This window comes from Arcticibacter sp. MXS-1, assembly GCF_041902385.1.
GTDB lineage: Bacteria > Bacteroidota > Bacteroidia > Sphingobacteriales > Sphingobacteriaceae > Arcticibacter.
This window is the reverse complement of the sequence record NZ_CP169244.1, coordinates 3,406,122-3,424,559: the sequence shown is the minus strand read 5'-3', so window position 1 is coordinate 3,424,559 and position 18,438 is coordinate 3,406,122. Positions and strand designations below refer to the sequence as shown.

17 protein-coding genes are annotated in these 18,438 nt (G+C 47.0%); 9 read left to right on the top strand and 8 right to left on the bottom strand.

Features of this window, described 5'->3' with window-relative positions; genetic code table 11:
- Positions 1-72: 72 nt before the first annotated feature.
- The 3 genes from ACES2C_RS14785 to ACES2C_RS14775 all read left to right on the top strand — a co-directional run bounded on the left by ACES2C_RS14785 (position 73) and on the right by ACES2C_RS14775 (position 6,111).
- Complete coding sequence (locus tag ACES2C_RS14785; RefSeq protein ID WP_374163854.1) at positions 73-999, top strand: FecR family protein; 927 nt, start codon at positions 73-75, stop codon at positions 997-999.
- Between the two features lie 136 nt (positions 1,000-1,135).
- Positions 1,136-4,345 carry a SusC/RagA family TonB-linked outer membrane protein gene (locus ACES2C_RS14780; protein ID WP_374163853.1) on the top strand — a complete coding sequence of 1,070 codons (3,210 nt, stop codon included), beginning with the start codon at positions 1,136-1,138 and terminating at the stop codon, positions 4,343-4,345.
- A 2-nt stretch (positions 4,346-4,347) separates the two neighbouring features.
- On the top strand, positions 4,348-6,111 hold the full coding sequence (locus ACES2C_RS14775) for a RagB/SusD family nutrient uptake outer membrane protein (RefSeq protein ID WP_374163852.1): 1,764 nt from the start codon (positions 4,348-4,350) through the stop codon (positions 6,109-6,111).
- Between the two features lie 281 nt (positions 6,112-6,392).
- Here the strand turns inward: ACES2C_RS14775 and ACES2C_RS14770 are convergent, their stop codons facing one another.
- The 5 genes from ACES2C_RS14770 to ACES2C_RS14750 form a co-directional block, all read right to left on the bottom strand.
- Positions 6,393-7,370: a hypothetical protein gene (locus ACES2C_RS14770; protein WP_374163851.1), complete on the bottom strand. Its 978-nt coding sequence runs from the start codon at positions 7,368-7,370 to the stop codon at positions 6,393-6,395.
- A 107-nt stretch (positions 7,371-7,477) separates the two neighbouring features.
- The gene (locus tag ACES2C_RS14765; protein ID WP_374163850.1) at positions 7,478-8,134 is read right to left on the bottom strand and encodes a hypothetical protein; all 657 of its coding nucleotides are present in this window, start codon (positions 8,132-8,134) and stop codon (positions 7,478-7,480) included.
- A 34-nt stretch (positions 8,135-8,168) separates the two neighbouring features.
- Positions 8,169-8,759: a glutathione peroxidase gene (locus ACES2C_RS14760; RefSeq protein ID WP_374163849.1), complete on the bottom strand. Its 591-nt coding sequence runs from the start codon at positions 8,757-8,759 to the stop codon at positions 8,169-8,171.
- A gap of 283 nt (positions 8,760-9,042) precedes the next feature.
- The gene (locus tag ACES2C_RS14755) at positions 9,043-9,336 is read right to left on the bottom strand and encodes a type II toxin-antitoxin system RelE/ParE family toxin (protein ID WP_374163848.1); all 294 of its coding nucleotides are present in this window, start codon (positions 9,334-9,336) and stop codon (positions 9,043-9,045) included.
- Positions 9,333-9,539, bottom strand: coding sequence for a DUF2683 family protein (locus tag ACES2C_RS14750; RefSeq protein ID WP_374163847.1), 207 nt, complete (start codon positions 9,537-9,539; stop codon positions 9,333-9,335). The genes ACES2C_RS14755 and ACES2C_RS14750 overlap by 4 nt, the downstream gene beginning before the upstream one ends.
- 204 nt (positions 9,540-9,743) lie before the next feature.
- Here ACES2C_RS14750 and ACES2C_RS14745 point away from each other — a divergent pair, with 204 nt between their 5' ends.
- From ACES2C_RS14745 to ACES2C_RS14720, 6 genes are all read left to right on the top strand, one after another.
- Positions 9,744-11,159, top strand: a complete 1,416-nt coding sequence (locus ACES2C_RS14745; protein WP_374163846.1) for an alpha/beta hydrolase family protein — start codon at positions 9,744-9,746, stop codon at positions 11,157-11,159.
- Positions 11,160-11,597: 438 nt separating this feature from the next.
- Entirely contained in the window at positions 11,598-12,821 is a 1,224-nt protein-coding gene (locus tag ACES2C_RS14740; protein ID WP_374163845.1) for a site-specific integrase, read from the top strand.
- A 4-nt stretch (positions 12,822-12,825) separates the two neighbouring features.
- Positions 12,826-13,896 (top strand): YhcG family protein, encoded by a 1,071-nt coding sequence (locus ACES2C_RS14735; RefSeq protein WP_374163844.1) that lies wholly within the window; start codon positions 12,826-12,828, stop codon positions 13,894-13,896.
- A 276-nt stretch (positions 13,897-14,172) separates the two neighbouring features.
- On the top strand, positions 14,173-14,982 hold the full coding sequence (locus tag ACES2C_RS14730; RefSeq protein WP_374163843.1) for a hypothetical protein: 810 nt from the start codon (positions 14,173-14,175) through the stop codon (positions 14,980-14,982).
- A gap of 628 nt (positions 14,983-15,610) precedes the next feature.
- Complete coding sequence (locus tag ACES2C_RS14725) at positions 15,611-15,877, top strand: hypothetical protein (RefSeq protein WP_374163842.1); 267 nt, start codon at positions 15,611-15,613, stop codon at positions 15,875-15,877.
- Positions 15,878-15,977: 100 nt separating this feature from the next.
- Positions 15,978-16,286, top strand: coding sequence for a helix-turn-helix domain-containing protein (locus tag ACES2C_RS14720; protein WP_374163841.1), 309 nt, complete (start codon positions 15,978-15,980; stop codon positions 16,284-16,286).
- Here ACES2C_RS14720 and ACES2C_RS14715 read toward each other — a convergent pair.
- From ACES2C_RS14715 to ACES2C_RS14705, 3 genes are read right to left on the bottom strand one after another with little or no spacing between them, the layout of a single operon-like run.
- The gene (locus ACES2C_RS14715) at positions 16,246-17,748 is read right to left on the bottom strand and encodes an IS66 family transposase (protein ID WP_374163840.1); all 1,503 of its coding nucleotides are present in this window, start codon (positions 17,746-17,748) and stop codon (positions 16,246-16,248) included. The two genes, ACES2C_RS14720 and ACES2C_RS14715, sit on opposite strands and share 41 nt — an antisense overlap.
- 57 nt (positions 17,749-17,805) lie before the next feature.
- Positions 17,806-18,156: an IS66 family insertion sequence element accessory protein TnpB gene (gene tnpB, locus ACES2C_RS14710; protein WP_374163839.1), complete on the bottom strand. Its 351-nt coding sequence runs from the start codon at positions 18,154-18,156 to the stop codon at positions 17,806-17,808.
- Between the two features lie 3 nt (positions 18,157-18,159).
- Positions 18,160-18,426 (bottom strand): hypothetical protein, encoded by a 267-nt coding sequence (locus ACES2C_RS14705; protein WP_374163838.1) that lies wholly within the window; start codon positions 18,424-18,426, stop codon positions 18,160-18,162.
- Between the last annotated feature and the right edge of the window lie 12 nt (positions 18,427-18,438).

Here is an 18,438-nt window from a genome sequence, read left to right as displayed (position 1 = left end):
TAAAGATTCCATAACGCAGCCCCATAGTATTTTTTCGCTTTCCATGGTACTTCTATCAGATCGATAAGTACAATGAAAGAAAAGCAAAAACACCTGCTTCGATATCTGGCAGAAAAAAATGTACGAGAAACACGAGACGGTACAGGAAAAGAGCTGCTGAACGACTTTTTCCGCCACGAGTATGACCGCGCAGAATGGCAAAAGGAAACAATGGAGACACGCGACGCTGTTTCTGCTTCTATTACAGTGAGGATTGAGCAGGAAAGGAAGAAAAGAGTACGAAAGCTGGCATGGTACAACTATTCAGCAGCGGCTGCTATCGCATTCCTTTTTGTCCTCTCCTATCTGCTTCTGTCGCCAGGGCATCAACCAGTTGTAAACCGCCTTTCCACATCCTCCTCTCCCGACTCTGTGACGCTTTCCGACGGGTCAATTATATACCTGGCCGCTAACTCAGTTTTTGAATATCCCGATCGCTTTTCAGGAAAAGCGAGATCGGTATCGCTGCTAAGAGGAGACGCCTTCTTTAAGATAGCAAAAGACAAGGCTCATCCCTTTATCATTTCAGCCGGCAAAATCAAAACGCAGGTACTCGGCACCTCTTTTCACATCGCCCTGGCGGCCGATCGCACTACTGTGGCGGTAATGACAGGACATGTAAGAGTGAGCAGCGACAAGCAAAGCGTTGATCTCAGCCCTTTGGAGGAAGCATCATTTTTTAACAATCGCCTGGAGAAACGAAAAGCAGCCGAAGAGTTACTGTTTGCCTGGTACAGCGCAGACCTTCAGCTTAACAACGTAAGCCTTGACAAGGTCCTGAAGGTTCTCAATTTCAGATACGGCACGACTTATAACGCCATAAGCTCGGACCAATTGAGCACAAGGCTTACCATTTTTATAAAGAGGAACGCCCCCATCAATGATATCCTGGATCAAATCAACTATGTAACACCTTTAAAACTAAAACTGTATGACAAAACAATAACAGCTATTCCTTAAAAAACACAGCCGCATTGCTGTGAACAATGCGGCTTATAGTTAAGCATTAACAATTAATAACTTAAACATGTATCATAAATATACTCAGCAAACAGTAAAGTGCTCTTTGTTCCTTGTCTTTTTTTTACAGCTTGCATTGTCAGCTTTCCCAAAAACGAACACAGCAAGGAGTACCAGCAGCAACGCTACTGTCAGTGCCACACTGGTCAGTATCTTCACCCGTCTCAGCGAGCAAAGCAAATACCGGTTCAGCTATGGAGAGGCCATCATTGCCGACAAGCAGATGTACACGGTGAGCATGACTCAGCCAGTTCCGGCAGTATTAAAAGAGCTGTCAGCCAAAGCAGGCTTCACTTACAATGTAATTGATAACCTTGTATTAATAACGAAAAGGCCCGGACCGAATTTAGCGGAAGCCGTGCAGCCTGTGCGCCAGGTGGTCAAGGGCAGGGTTATCGACGAAGGCGGGCTACCGCTCCCGGGGGCTACTGTGAAAATCTCGGGAACAAACACCGCTGTGGTTACAAATGCGGAAGGCCGTTTCTCCATCAATGCGTCTAAGGGCCAGACACTGGAGGTGACCTTCCTTGGCTACAAAACCCAGAGGGTACAAGTCGAAGGAACAACGGTTACCGTACGCCTTGAGCCTAATTCGGCCAGCCTGAACGAAGTGATGGTGGTTGGATATGGGAAGCAGACCAGAAAAGATGTCACCGGTGCTGTCGCCCAGATCGACGAGAAAAGCTTCCGCCAGGGAGTAGTGGTCTCTGCCGATAACCTCCTGCAGGGAAAGGTAGCGGGAGTGAGAGTGGTGAGTGCTAGTGGTGAGCCCGGCGGAGGTGTCGACGTCACTATTCGCGGTGTCGGCTCCATCAGAAGCGGCAGTACGCCCCTCTTCGTGGTAGACGGACTTCCCCTGACGAACGACGATGTCAGTCCCGCCGGACAAAACGTTGGCTTTGGCTCCTCGAGGGCCAAAAACCCGCTGAACTTCCTTAACACCAGCGACATCGAATCAATCTCCGTATTAAAAGACGCTTCAGCAGCTGCGATCTACGGAGCCAGAGGGTCAAACGGGGTGGTCATCATCACTACCAAGAAAGGCAAAAAGGGCGAAGGAACACTTACGGCCGATTCATACCTGGGGCTGTCTACGGTGGCTCATAAACTCGATGTCCTGTCCGCCGGGGAGTACCGCAAGGCCCTTACAAGTCCGGCATTCGACCACGGAGGCAACACCGACTGGCAAGACGAGATCTACCGCAAAGCGGTTACCAGGAACAACTCGCTGTCCTTCGCCCGTCAAACCACTTCCGGCAATTACTATGTATCAGTTGCACAAATGGATCAGGAAGGGATTGTAAAGAACAGCAATTTCAAAAGACTGTCAGGCCGCCTGAATGCATCCGAGTCTTTCCTCGATAATCAAAGACTGAAGATTGGCATCAATCTTACCGCCAGTGAGACGAAAGATGACGGAGTTCCGACCAGCGACGATGGAGGATCAAACGGACAGCTCATCGTCCACACCCTGATGGCCAATCCTACCCAGCCCGTGTTCGATGAGAACGGAAAATATACCAACTTCAACATGAACGCTCATTATAACCCCGCTTATCTTCTCAGCATTTATAATGACCGTACCCGCACCTTACGTGTTTTAGGAAATACAGACATTTCTTTCAGGATCTTAAAAGGGCTGGAATACAAGCTCAACTTCGGCATAGATCGTTCAGTCGCCGAAAGGAACACGACGATCTTTCCCAACATCACAGACCTCAATCCGACAGGCAGGTATGTAGAATTTCACATGGATTCAAAAAGCCTCCTGCTTGAGCACTACCTTAACTACAATCTGATCCTTGATAAACACAAGCTGGAAGCGCTTGGAGGGTTCTCCTATCAGAAGTTTCAGCGGTCTGGAAGCAGCTTTGCATTAACCGCCATCTCCAAGGCACAGACAGACGTACTGCCCGAAAACAATCCCGCTTACTCAGGCACACAGGCAGGTGTAACAGGTTACGCTCAGGAAAATGAACTCCAGTCTTTCTTCGGCCGGCTTAACTACTCCTATGACAACAAATACCTGCTTACAGCATCGCTTCGTGCCGACGGATCTACCCGATTCGGGGAGAACAACAAATACGGATACTTTCCCTCATTCGCCCTCGGCTGGAACATGGCACAGGAAAACTTTCTGAAAGGCCTTTCTCTGTTTGACGAGCTGAAGCTGAGAGGAAGCTGGGGACAAACCGGTAATCAGGAGGTTGAGAACAAGATCACCAAAGCAAGCTACGCACTCACTGGCACAGAAGGCTATTACCTGTACGATGATTTAAACCTTGTTAACGGAGTTTCTATTGCCCGCACTCCCAACCCAAACCTGAAATGGGAAGTGGTAACGCAGTACAACCTGGGACTGGATTTCGGCCTGTGGAAAGGAAAGCTCTACGGAACCATCGATTACTTCAACAAGACCACTACCGATGCGATCCTGAACATTCCCGCCCCGGTACTTAGTCCAACCACTACCGTTTGGGCAAACATTGACGGGAAGATCGTCAATAAGGGACTGGAACTGATGCTCGGCTCCCGCATCATTAACAAGAAAGACTTCAGCTGGTCTCTGGACGTCAATGGCGCTACTCTTGATAACGAGATCAAGAACTTGCCTATCTCCGAGATCCTGTCGGGAACAATCTCCGGTCCGGGACAGTCGGGCGTTAACGCCAATATTTACAGAAGCGGATACGCTGCCGGCTCATTTTTCCTCATCGAACATCTGGGCTATGACGACAAGGGCGTCCCCATTTTCAAAGACGTCAATAATGACGGCGTGATCAACAGCGATGACAGGAGGATCTTCGAGGGAGCACTTCCCAAGTTCACCTACGGATTAAACAGCCAGATGACCTACCGGAACTTTGATTTTTCATTCTCTTTCATTGGGCAGAGCGGCGGCTATTTGGTTAATAACACAGGCCTGAACGCCCTTAACATCAACAACCTCGCTTCCGACAGGAACGTCGCTACCAGGTATTACGAATCAGGAGCAACCCCAGCCAATGCGCCACTCTTATCTACTCTCTATCTTGAGAAGTCAGATTTCCTGAGGCTGAACTCTGTAAGGCTAGGCTATAATTTCAAGATGAACAGCTTAAAGTGGCTTCAGGGACTCGGATTGTATGTCACCGGGCAGAACCTCTTTACGATCACCAACTACAGCGGATACGATCCTTTGATCAATAGTCCAAAAGCAAACGGAGGTAATCAGTCACTCGGCATTGATTACGCCAGCTATCCAACTGCCAAGACATTCATTTTTGGAGCCACCTTAAAACTATAGCAATGAAACTAGATAGATTTATAACCCCAAAGAACATCCTTTTCATATTGACGTTCCTGCTCATGGCAGGCTGCACAAAACTGGATGAAGTAGTTATTGACGAAGTCCTGCGAGGAGAAGAGTTAGCGAGCCCGGAAGAAGCGCTGGCTGCTGCATATGACCGCCTGGGCGACCGTACTTTTGTCGACAACGGCGGCGTTTTCGCCATGCAGGAGTATACCACTGACGTTGCGATGCTCCCTACAAGAGGAAGCGACTGGGGCGACGGAGGCAAATGGAGGGCGATGCATGAATTTACCTGGGCGCCCGACAATCCCATTGTAACCGACAACTGGAACCTTCTTACCGACGGCATCACCAGGTCGCTTGCTGCCATCAGGAGCATCAGCAATAGCAATATTGCGCAAAAAGAGCTCTTTCTGGCAGAGGCAAAAGGCTTGCTCGCCTACTACACTTATAACACGCTAGACCTTTATGGCCAGGCGCCTTACAAAGATCCGCAGGTTAATAACGCTCCTCTCGAGATCAGACAGGCAGCTACTGCCATTGACGAGCTGATCACAGAAGTGGAGAGCCTCATCCCTAACCTCGCCAATCTCAAAGAGCAGAGAACACACAACGGCCGATTCACAAAGGAAGCAGCATACGCCTTGCTTGCAAACATGTATATGAACAGAGCCGTGTACAAAGATCGTTATGCCTCCTCGTTTCAGTTTAAAGAACCCGCAGTGAACGGGAGCGGCACTGACATGGACAGAGTGATCTACTACACCTCCCTCCTCATTAACTCAGGCAAGTTCCATCTGGCCAGCAATTACTTCGACAACTTCTCCATTGAGAATTCGGGAGCCCCTGAACTTATTTTCGTCGTGGTTCAAAAGATCGATAACATCCGTAACGGCGACAACGACTTTGGTTATATGTGTGTCGAGAGAAACCAGAGGCCGTCTCCGGCAAACAGAGGAACCAACGGGTCGTGCACCACACCTGAGTTTTATCATTCCTGGGACGGGAACCATGACGACCCGCGCTTTTCCAGAAAGTATCAATACAAGGACGGTACCTGGTTTATGAATGATGCCGAGGGAAGCGTTCCTGCATCCGATATTGTGCCAAACAGCAAAGGCCTTCCCTGGTTCCACTTCAATTCCGGAATCCTTGCCGGTCCTCAGTACGGACCCAGGCTAACAGCAGCAGGAGGTTTTGAAATGACGGCTGATGGGCGAATCAAAGTGTCTGCGCTCTACATGGAAAAAAGCAAGGAAACACGTATGGACTTCACCCCTGAGCTGAACTTCGACAATTCCTCTCAAGCCGTCCTCGCACAGAATCAGATCAACAGAGGAGCCCGGATCTTCAAGTTCGAGTATGACCCCGAGGAAGGGAATGGCTCAAGCAAAGTGGATATTCCCCTTTTCCGCTTAGGTGGTATTTACACACTGCGGGCTGAAGCTTATTTCCGAAATGGACAAATTGCAGAGGCCATGGCCGACATCAACATGCTCAGAACCTCCAGAAAGCGTGAGGCGCTGTACAACAATGCTCCCGGCAGCCCAATAACTTCTCTTGACGAAGCGAGGCTATACAAGGAAATAGGCTACGAGATGTACTGGGAAATGTACCGGCGGCAGCAGATGATCCGTTTCGGAAAGTTCGATCTTCCCTATACGGCTAAACCAGCTACTGATCCTTTCAGAAGAATATTCCCGATCCCACAATCTACCATGGATGTGAACAAGACCTTCACCCAGAATAAAGGGTACTAGTCTTATCAAAAGGTGCGAAGACTGCAGCAAGTAGGCTGCTGGAGTCTTTGCACTTTTTTCTGCAAGGCGTCTGCTGCCACATTGGACATCTCTGACAGGCCAGGGAACAGGTGCAGGCGGAGATAACGCCTGGATACCGATACATGAAGACTTGGTAGTTGTTTCTCGATGTGAGACAAAAAAGACGAGGTGGCCCTCTCACCTAAGCACTTTGCAAGGATTCAAAAAAGACGTGCTTAATAAGTATAAAAAATAAAACAGTCTGGAGACCGGGAGGCCTTTCACAACTTCTCTATTTCGTCACTAGAAAGTCCGAGAATATCCGTGATCATTTCAATACTAAAGCCGCTGTTCTTCATCTTCAAGGCCGCAGCTTTCTTTTCTGCTTCTGCTTTAGCTTCTGCTTTCGCTTTCGCTTTGGCTTCAGCTTTCGCTTCAGCTTTAGCCAGCAGCCGCTCTACTTTGGCTCTTTCTTTCAAAGCGCCTCTCTTTTCAGCCATTTCCAGCAACAGTTGTTCAATTCCCATAGCGTTTGTCCTTTCTGTTAATTCTTCAACGTCTTCCTCAAAAATAGCGCTAAATTCTTCATTATCAAAACGCACATAATAGCGTAAAAAGTTCATCAGCACCCGGATCTTTTCTTTTGCTATATCCTTTGACAGCAATTCACGCGCCAGGGGCCGCTTCAGATGGAGCAGCAATTCATCCCGCTTCCTGCTGTCTTTTATACGCCTGCCGGTGAAAGCTGTTTGAGCTACTGCCACTACAAGAGCAAAAGGGTTGTTACTGCCCAGCAAATCCTCCCGGCTCTGAGTTGCGACCTTGTAGGTATTGAATTTGTACAGAAGCTTTGTCCCAAGATACTCCCGCTCGTAGATGTTGGAACGCATCCGAGTGCTCGCTTCCGTAAAAATGGCAAAAGAAGCGATACTCCGGTCATATTTGTCCAGGATACGCGAGTAGTAACTGTACATCCTCCTGCTGAAGTCCTTTCTGTATTGCCCCTGAATTTCTACATGGCACAGGATCCATTCTTCCTTCCCCTCGCGCGTGTATACCTGCGCCAGCTTGTCGACAACCTTAGGAGAAAACTCGTCCCCCTCGGGCGGGAACAATTGTTCGAGCTCCTTATCCAAAAACAAAGGCTCCCTGCTGAAATCAAAGAGTTTGTCTGCGTCCGTCACAAAGAACCGCAGGAAATCAACAAACAAGTCTTCCAGGAGGCCCTTCCAGAGCAGATCATCCCGCTTATGTGCCATTTCGCTTATATCTGGTTAGCTAAGGCAAGTTAAGACGTTCTACTATTAGAAAAATTGATTCAGGTCACTTTGTTTCAAAATAAGTCAGGCTACTTTACCGGGCTTCCTCACATAATGGAAATAATGCCAAGCACCATTGCCAGGAAGATTGCTATTATGAAATACAGAAACCTCTTCATTCCCTCTATGTCTCTGCCTGGCTTCAGTATCATTTCCCTTACCCCGGACGACCAAAGCAGAGCGACAGATATCGCAATTACCATCCCGAGAGCCGATAATGCTCCATAACCCAGTGGCCGACCTGCTTTACCTGAACTTAGGAAGACTATCAGGTCGATTAAAAACAGGAGGTTCCATACTACTACAACGCCGACAGCTATCGACTTTTTGATTGGGAAGCCGCCCTGGGCCTGCTTTTCCATTACCTCCGGCTCTATAGATTCAACGGGAGCGGGAATAGAACCAGGAGTTAAAAAGCCGGTTTCCCAAATCTTGATGATCAGTTCTGCCGGATCCTGAAATGTCCAGAAAATTATCTTCTCGTCGTACTTCCCAACTTTATGCCTGATCCGGATCCCCTGTCCAATAAGCGGAAGAACCTGATAGGGCTCGATTAAAATAACATCAGAAGGGCCGAATATAAAGTCTCCAATAATAGAAGCGCTTAATTCGAGTCGGTTCGAATTCACTTTCAACTGCGCAAACGGCCATGTGACGTTTGCTGAGCCAACTCTGGCTCCTCCTGTTTCGGTTAAGGTCGTCATATTATTTCGATCACTAAAACTAATTGCGCGCTCGCTAATCACGAATCTCTTTCAACAGATCCTCACTCAGCGGCGATATAGCAGGACCAAAGTAATGCGTCAATATTCCTTGCTCGTTAATAAGGTATTTACTAAAGTTCCAGTCGGGCTCCTGACTATTCCAGCCGTTTAACTCGGGAGAGCTTAGCCATTTGTACACATCATTCTGCCCCTCCCCTTTCAGCACGCAACTTTTAGCTGCAAGAGGAAAGGTAACTCCGTAGTTCAGTTCACAAAATACAGCGATGTCTCTGTCAATTCCCCGTTCCTGGTCACGGAAATCATTAGCAGGAAAACCGATGATCGCGAGACGATCTCCGTACTCTTCATGTAGCCGCTGAAGCTCCTGGTACTGTCCGGTGTAACCACAGTTCGAAGCTGTATTCACCAGAAGAACCTTCTTACCTCTGAACTCCCTAAAACGGCGCGCTGTCCCATTGTTTAAAACGGCGCTAAGGTCATAAAAACATGCAGCAGGAACTGCCAGGCTCTCGTTCAACAGGATCCTTCCTTTGGACCGATCCGACTTAGTCAGGCGCATGATATGTGGATAAAAGGTTCGGAGTATCCTCTGCTTCAAATTCATACAAACAAAAATAGAAATTAGGCCGAAAAAACTGCCGCCTCCGGCAATGCCTGCACTCTATTACCCTGCTAGCCTGGAAGAGTTTAAGTGGTCTGCCCGGTGTAAGTTGTACAAATTACACATCGGTATAACATTTTGCAATCCTCTTTTCTGCTTGGCAGGATAAAAGAAGGTATTTCCGAGCAAAACAGGCATTGAACGCTGTTCTGGTAGGTACTGTCAGACTTGTAGGGAAAAAACGAGTCCCCCCGATCTGCAGAAAGGTGCTGCGCCGACCGATTTTCTAAAGGAAAAAAAGCGGATCCTGACGGTTATCCCAAAAAAACAGTAATTGGACCGAACTCTCTGTCACCTTATAAAACAAAGAACATTGCCGGGTGATGAGTGCAATCCTGATCTCAGGGGCTATTGTTGAAGCCTTAAACATGTAAGGTTGTGCTGCCAGAAGGGCAATCGTATTTTCAGCTTTTGTAACGAACTTGTCAGCAGCTCTATTACCGAATTTTTGATTCAGAAATGTGTAAACAGAGATAAGGGTTTCTTTCGCGCGGGGTGTATAATATACGAGGAGGCTCATTCCTTTTTCAGCATATCCCTGATTCCTTTATACGCTGAAAGCTGCCCTTCCTCTGCCTGGTTTACCGAGTCTTTCACACCATTCGTCACATGCTCCGGATAGACGTTGCTCCGTTCTTCAAAAACGACCTTCATCGCTTTCATCACTGCTTTTATAGCTGAAAGCTGCTCCTTATTTTCAGGATAAATAATCAATGCGTCCATATACAAATATATATTTTCTTTTATTCCTCTGCCTTGCCAATGGTATAAAAAAGAGGCCGTCTCAATAGAGCTTCTATTAAATGGCCACAAAGAATATTCAGCAACTTTCATCCCTGTTTGTGGGTGAAACTCATGAATAGTTCTTCTGAAATCCATTCACTCTCTTATCTTCGTATAGATCAAAAGCTCTAAACCATCAGCATCATGAAAAGAATCAGCTTCTGCCTCTTGTTCACTACATTCATCACCTTAGCCAAAGCGCAGGACCTCAGTGGCGCATGGTATGGTGTATTAAACCTTCCGACCGCACGCCTCCGGCTCGTATTGCATCTGACGAAGACCGGCAATGCCTACTCCAGCACGCTCGACAGTCCCGATCAGGGAGCTAAAGGAATTCCTGTCGAGGAAACGCTGGTTATAGGAAACGAGTTACGGATCAGCGCCGCCAGGCTGGGCTTGAAATATACCGCTACCTATCTGGCCGACAGCGGTCTCCTTAAAGGAACATTCAACCAGGGCGGATTATCGCTCCCGCTCACCCTTAGCAGGGATGAAAAGAAGAATGACAATAAGGCGTTGAAGAGCAAACGTCCACAGGATCCTCTGGCTTTCCCTTACAAACAGGAAGAGGTGGAATTCGCGAACCCGAAGGCAGGCAACAAGCTTTCGGGGACCCTCACCTTGCCTGCAAATGCTAAAGCCTCTAAGGCTGTGATCCTGATCTCCGGCTCTGGGCCGCAGGACCGCAACGAAGAGATCGCGCAATTTAACCACCGCCCCTTTCTGGTACTCAGCGACTGGCTCACCCGGAACGGCATAGCGGTATTAAGATATGACGACCGCGGCGTTGGAAAGTCGACCGGATCTTTCGCTAACTCCACCTCCGCCGACTTCGCAGACGATGCCGAAGCGGCGGTACAGTACATCCTCTCCCGACCCGACTTAAAAAACGTGTCCATCGGTCTGGTCGGTCACAGTGAAGGAGGGATGATAGCGCCAATGGTAGCAAGCCGCAATAAGACGGTGCAGTTTCTGGTCCTCCTCTCCGCTCCCGGAGTCCCCATCCGGCAGCTGATGCATCAGCAGCGCAGCGATCAGCTGAAGCTAATGAAGACCGGCGACGGACTAGTGCAAAAAAGTCTGGGCTTGTACGATAAAGTTGACGACTTGCTGGTCAAAAATGCGACGATGTCACAAGCGACCTTAAAACCCAGGCTGGACTCGCTCCTTAGAGAAGGATTTAAAGCTTATGCCCCTGAGGAACTGGGCGGTCAGCCGATTGATCAGGCGGTGGCTCAAACTTCTGCTCAAATGCTCAACCCCTGGTATCGCTATTTCATCAATTTCAAGCCCGCCGACTATCTCAGCAAAATCACCGTTCCTGTCCTTGCCATTACCGGATCTCTTGACACTCAGGTAAAAAGTTCCGACAACCTCCAGGGGATCCGTCAATCACTCGCTGCAGCAGGAAATAAAAAAGCAGAGATCGTAGAAATGCCAGGGCTCAACCACTTATTACAGAAAGCAATCACGGGCAATATCGTCGAGTATTCGCAAATAGAAGAGACTATCGATCCCGTCGCACTTCAAAAGATCTCCTCGTGGATTAAGCATCGGTAAGTTTATTTTGTATAATCTTTCCCTGAACGAGACACATTTCTTTTCTTTGCACCACCAAACCCGACGACTCCGTAGCTCAGCTGGTAGAGCAACAGACTCTTAATCTGTGGATCCCACGTTCGAGCCCAGGTGGGCGCACAGAAGCACCTCCCAAAGAGGATCAAACGCCTGTAAATTATCTGATTTACAGGCGTTTCTGTTTTAACGCCTACCAATCTTTCCCAAAGTTTCCCTATCTGTCTGGTACCAATCAGAGTACCAAATATTAGTATTTACTTTTATGGTACTCTAATAGGGAGTAACTAACTGTAGTAGAGATAGTTAAATGCGTATAAATTGCGATAATTTGACCCGTTTTGCCCCTGTTTGATACGGCTGTCCGGTACCTGTTTGCAATTGCCGAATGCCAAAGAGTATGAAAACGTATCAAATAAGATTATGAAAACAACAAGCACATTCGGGGTCCACTTTAAAGTTAGGACAGAGAGAACAAAGGACGGTAAAGCACCTGTTTTTTTAGGGCTCGTAATTAATGGTGAAAAAAGTTACATCTCACTCAAGAACTACCAGGTGGATGTAAAGCACTGGGACAAAGACAAGGGTTCTGGAAAGAGGACCAGTACTGAAGGACGTAGAATAAATGAGTATCTGGATGAGGTGCGGGTGAAAGTACGTGACTGCTATCAGGATTTACTGTCGAACGGTCGCACCATTTCGATGGAAACATTTAAAGATGCTTTTCTCGGGAATGGGGATCCGGAATATACTCTTAACAAACTGATGGCCTATCATAACGAGCAGGCCAAAACGGTATTGGAATGGAGTACTTTGAAGCACTATTATGTTACGCAGCGGTATTTAGAGAAATTCCTGCAAGGCCAGTTCAAAAAGAAAGACATCTTTCTGCACGCGATCAATTATAAGTTTGTCGTCGACTTCGAATGCTACCTGAGGAATCACAAGCCCATTGATCATCAAAAGCCGATGAATAACAATGGCGTGATGAAACATTTAATTCGTTTGCGGAAGCTTACCAACCTGGCGATAAAATTGGAGTGGATCAAAAACGACCCTTTTAAAAACTACAAGTTTAAATACCAGAAGATTGAGAAAGACTTCCTGACGGAGAAGGAGCTTCAAAAGCTTGAGAAAAAATCGTTCATGGTGGACCGTCTCAATATGGTGAAGGATCTGTTTGTCTTTTGCTGCTATACGGGATTAGCCTATGTAGATGTGATGAACCTTACCTCCGACCACATTATTACAGGTATTGATAACGGCAGATGGATCAAGACCTTTCGCCAAAAAACTCTGACTCCGGTAAACACGCCGCTACTACCCAAAGCCCAGGCGATACTGCAAAAATACGCTGATGATCCCCGAGCGACTGCGAATAAGCGGTTATTCCCGTCTTTATCCAATCAGAAGGTGAATAGCTATTTGAAAGAAATAGCCGATATCTGCGAGATTAAAAAGAACCTAACGTTCCATGTAGCGCGACATACCTTCGCAACCACGGTAACTCTCTCCAACGGTGTTCCCATTGAAACCGTCAGCAAGATGCTAGGGCATACAAAAATTGCTACTACTCAGATTTATGCCCGTGTATTGGAAAAGAAAATAAGTGATGACATGGCTAAGCTTCGCCTAAAATTAGGATAGTCGCATGGAAGAGAATCAATCGTATCTGCAGCTAATCAAGGAATTAAAGCAGAATATAGTTCACAGCCGATATGAAGCTTCAAGGCTGGCCAACCGTGAGCTTCTAAAGCTTTATATGAGCACAGGCGTAAAGTTGTCTGAGAAAGTCGCCTCTGGAAATTGGGGTGCGAGAATAATAGGTCAACTGGCTTTAGATCTGCAAAAGGAGCTTCCCGGACTGAGAGGGTTCTCTCGCAGGAACCTGATGAATATGAAGCAGTTTGCTGAAGCCTATACAAACACAAACTTTATGCAGTTAGCAACTGCACAAATAACTGATCCTCGAATTGTGCAGTCGGCGACTGCACAATTCCAAAGTGACGTGGATTTATTCTTTTCAGTCAGTTTTACGCATCATCTGCTATTATTGAATAAATGTAAAAACCTGGAAGAGCGTCTGTTTTACATCCGGCATGCCGCAACTCAGTTCTGGTCAGTATCAATCTTGGAGCTTAAGATTGCCGAGAATCTGTATAAGCATCAGGGGACGCTGCCGAATAATTTCGAAGCTACTGTTCCAAAAGATTTAAGGGATACAGCTCTGCAAGTATTTCGGGATGAATATTTATGGGACTTCATGCAGCTGGAAGGATCGGAAGATGAAAGAGCCATTGAAACGGAAATCGTCAACAATATTAGAAAGTTTATTCTTGGCCTTGGAAAGGGATTTGCTTTTTTGGGGAACCAGTTCCGGCTTGAAGTTGACGGACAGGAATTTTTTATTGATCTTCTCTTCTACAATCGGCATTTGCAATGCCTGGTAGCTTTCGAGTTGAAGCGGGGTAGGTTTAAACCGGAATATGCAGGACAGCTGAATTTCTACCTTAATGTACTTGATGATAAAGTGAAGTTACCACATGAGAACCCGAGCATAGGGATAATTCTGTGCAAGGAAAAATCAAATACGGTTGTAGAGTACGCTTTTCGATCTGTCAGCAACGCAATGGGAGCTGCGACTTTTAAAACCACCCGGCATATCCCGGACGAGTTAAGAAAGTTCTTACCCGACGAAGGGAAACTTTCGAAGCTACTGTAACTATTATGAGAATAAACCTTCAGGTGATAATCTGTTAAGCCACCAAAATCAAAGAAGAAAAATCAGTCAAGAGAATGTGGAATAAATAGCGAAGCGGTTTATGCAAAAGCTCTTTACCGGTTTTTCTTCGCTGGCTAGCCTTGCCAGAACAGGTTAGCTTCGTCGCCACTCAAGTGTCAAAGATATTCCTACTTGAGATATTGTTTATCGCAAGGGGATTACAGCCTAGGAACAAAGCATTATCATTAATTTAGCCAAAAATGAGTAACTTTTAAAATGACATTATTAGCCACCTGGGTCGGGGTAGACAATAGCAAATTTGGCTATCGTCCATCAGCAATCTACATCACAACTGATAGCCAGTTTAGTACAAGCATAAAAGAAACTTTCTCAGAAGGCCGTAAAACTTTTGCAATGTTAAAACATCCTGATATTTTCGGCTACTGCGGGGATGTATTGTTTCCAACGATCGTAATCGGGCAATTGATTGACGAAGCTGACCGAGGATTGCTGTTCAAGAGTAATTGCTCTGTCGAAGAAAAAGCCAGTATCGTATTTGAAGCGATTAAAAACGCGATATCAGTATATCCACCATCATGGACGGCCGGTTCATTTGTAATCGTCTACTGCACACGTGACGTCGAAAAAGTTTTTCACTGTTATAGAATTTCATGGAGAACGAGAACAGAAGCAGTGATAGAAAAGCTGCCATTGCCTGACCGTTCAGGGCTTGTGACGGTGGAAGGATATCGCCACAAGGAAGCAAAACAACGATTTGAGAGTGAGTACAACGTTTCTAAAAACAATAACCACGGTACAAGCAGAACTGTTTATCATTGGTTTACAGAAACATTAGAGGGTAACACTGCCTATCAAATTGGCAAAGTACCACAGATCGTCGCTCTATATAGAAATGGTCCGGCTAGGGCCATCGGTATCATCAGTAATAATGAAAGATTTATTTCCGGGCGCAAGGTTACTTCAATCGAAAATCTTAACTTTGTGGAGTGGCGTAACGAACTTTTTGAGCGTTACGACGCTGTGAAACTTAAACTTTTAGAAGCTGCACAACGGCAGCCAAGATAATAAAGAAGCAACTCCCCTTTTGTCCACTTGTAAAGATATTCCTATATGGGCAAGGTGTAGGTTACCTGGAAACCCGGTTTCTATCGGGTTATCCATCGGGGTTTAATCAAGATTCTATAGTAGTGTAATTGGTTAGCACGCCAGCTGTTGAAGCAGGAGGTCCTGGAGACAAGCCAGGCTATTTCCAAGGATTTTACCTTTCTCTGAAAATAGCTCCTTAGCTTTCGCAACGTTGAGAGCTGAAGCAGTCTAATAAGAGTAACCGAACCGAAACACATCAAGTGTCACGTACGATATTTCTTGGAGCCAGCGGTTTGGACCAGTAAGGGAGACATAGAAGGGTTGGTTGAGAATAATCCATCAGGAGATAATCTGTTAAGCCACCAGAATCGAAGAAGAAAAGTCAGTCAAGAGAATGTGGAATAAATAGCGAAGCGGTTTATGCCGCAAAAGCTCTTTACGGGTTTTTCTTCGCGGGTTAACTTTGCTGGAGCAGATTGTCGTTGAAAGAAGGATGTTTGACTGACGGTCTCATACAATAATAATTAAGTAAAGTTTTAATATATATATTATTTTCGGATGTTTGGCTTTGGAAGCTACCCAATAAACCTAATAGCTAGAGCTGTTAATGATAGAGAAAGACTTACTTGAACAATTATATATCTCTTACGGATTCGAATTGGAAATATCCCGAGAGAAAAACATCTCAATTTTTGTCTATAAAAAGAGCCGATATTTTGGTGTCGACATAATCCCAATCACGGATGACGAAGTAACGCTGAGAAAGGCTGAAGAAATTAAAAATGAGTATTCCAACTTAGGGTATGCTGTCAATTATAAAAAAATAAAAAATAATTCGGAAGCAGAAGTAGAGCTTTTCAAGGTATCCTCGTGATAAAGTACAGGTATAATTTTCCAATAATAATGTTAAAGGCATCGTGGATTGTGGTGTATATCGGATGGTTTAAGGATATTGGGATTAGTATATTTGAAGAATGTCAACAGTAGGAAAAGCACTTCAGGCACTACGCCAGGAGTTGGGGTACAGCGCCAGCGAAGTATCACGTGGTATAGGCATGACGACCTCTACTTATCTAAAAGTTGAGCGAGACCAGCGGGAAGGAAGCTTTATCATGATGTACCGGATATGTACATTTTATGGAATTAGCATGGAGGCATTCGCCGATATGCTTTCGCCGGTGGAATTGGGACGCAGCGATCTGTCGACCCTACGGGTGATGAAGAAAAGGCAGGAAAAAGCAGCTAAACAGGCTGCTTCCAGTTCTGGGGATAAAGCGACCTGATGTTCTTATGATTGATGGACATCACGTTCAACAGGGCGTATTTGAGCCACAGGTAAGGATTGACGTTGTGCTTCTTGCAGCTGGCAAAGAAGGAGTAGATCATTCCGGCGCGTTTGGCCGCTTCATGTGATCCGGCGAAAAGATAGTTCTTTCTTCCCAGGGCCAGCGGGCGGATGGCGTTCTCCACCCCGTTATTGTCGATCAGCAGATTTCCATCGTAGAGGTAGGCGCTTAACGAGTCCCACAGGTTCCGGGCATAATTCATCGCCTCTCCGATCGGGCTTTTGGGCAACACGTGCTTGCTCTCAGTGAAGATCCATTTACCGAGTTCGTTGATCACAGGCAGAGATCTTTCCATCCGGAGCTCCTTGACCTGGTCGGCGGGTAAGCTTTCTTCTGTGGCTTTTCGTTCAATGGCATACAGCTGCCCGATGAGGTTCAGGGCATGGGTGGCCCGGGCCTTATCACCCGTAAGGGCCTGCTCGAAATATCTTCGGGCATGTGCCCAGCAAGCCAGGTGAATGACCTCCTTGCGTGCAATGGTTTGCTTGTAAGAAGCATAACCGTCTGTCTGGAGATAGCCTTTGAAGTTTTTTAGAATGCCAGCCGCCGCTTCTTTACTGCGTGAAGGATGATAGACAAAGAGCACAGTCTTTTCCAGTGGAGCATGACAGACCCAGTACCAGCCCTGGTGGGCGGCACCTTTCTTGTCACTGTCGAGCACTTTGATCGGGCTTTCGTCCAGTTGCAGGTATCCCTGGGCTTTGGTGTCCTCTTCCAGGCATTTATACAGCGGCTCCAATCGTTCCAGCGCCTGGCGGGTCCAGCCTTCGATAGTCGAAGAGGCGATCGGGATATTTTCCCGGGCGAACCGCTGCTTCTGGCGATACAGGGGTAAATGATCGGCATATTTATCTACCAGGATGGAGGCCAGCAGGCCTGCTCCGGGTATACCTTTGTCGATGACCCGCTCGGGAAGATCGCCGGTCTTTACGCCTTGACCGTCTTTGCTGGTGTATTTATAGCGAACATAGCGGCGGATGAAGAAGCGGGCGGGCTCACAGTCGAGCTCTTCGGTGATATCGCTGCCGATGCAGACCATCTCTGACAGGTCGCCTTGGGGATAGATCTCTACGGTTTCTACCGGAAGATGAGCTGGAAGAGCGGCACGCAGCTTTTGGATAAATTGCCGTTTACGAACATAAGTGATCTGCTGCTCCAGGGCTTCCTTCTGCTGCTGTTTCTCTTCTGCCGGGGCTTCAAAAGGAAGGGCCTGCTGAAGGGGATCAATGAAGCGTTCACGCTTCTGGCCAAACTGCATCCGGCGGAGCTTTTCCAGTTGAGCCCTCAGGAGGTCGATCTCCTGCTTTTGTGCCTGGGCTTGCTGGTCTTTTTCATGTTCCAAACGGCGGAAAGCGGCGATTAGCTCGTCCTTTGATAGTTCTTCCAGTGCCGTTTGCATGCTTTCAAGATACGAAATTTACCCGGAACGGGCAAGCAATAAAGTGCCTTTTTTGCTTCAAACAGCGACTTTTTCTACTTCAAACCGTTTACTTCTGCGGCTCCTTTCCACCAGGATACCCTCCACCATCAGCACCAGTTCGGGCCAGTCCATGACGCCCCGTTCGTTCACCCTCGGAGCTGGAAAAGTGCCCTCTTCCAGCCGTTTGTAGTACAGCACCAGCCCGCCGCGCTCCCAGTGAAGCAATTTGATATGTGTTCGCCTGCGGTTCAAAAACACGAACACTTCGCCGCCAGTGGCTGTTTTACCCAACTCGCTGACCAGTCCGCATAAAGCATCGAAGGACTTGCGCATATCGCAGCTACCTTTATACAGGTAGTACCGGTGAGAGGAGCCTAACGAAAACATCGCTTATAACCTAACCAGACGCGAGAGCAGGGAAAGATCGGAAGTATTTACAGAGATCTTTACGCCCGAGGGATATTCAAGCGTCACTTCTTTATGAGCGGCGGAAGTTAGCGAAACAAAACCTGCCGGTTCCGAATTTTCCCGGCTCTTTGCGATCCAATAGTTCAGCTTGGCCAAGCCGATACCTGCTTCTTTGCAAAACTCTTTTTGGGTCATTCCGCTCTGGAGATACTCGTTCACCAAAGCCAGCATCTGTTCTGTGCGATTCATTACCTTCTTTTT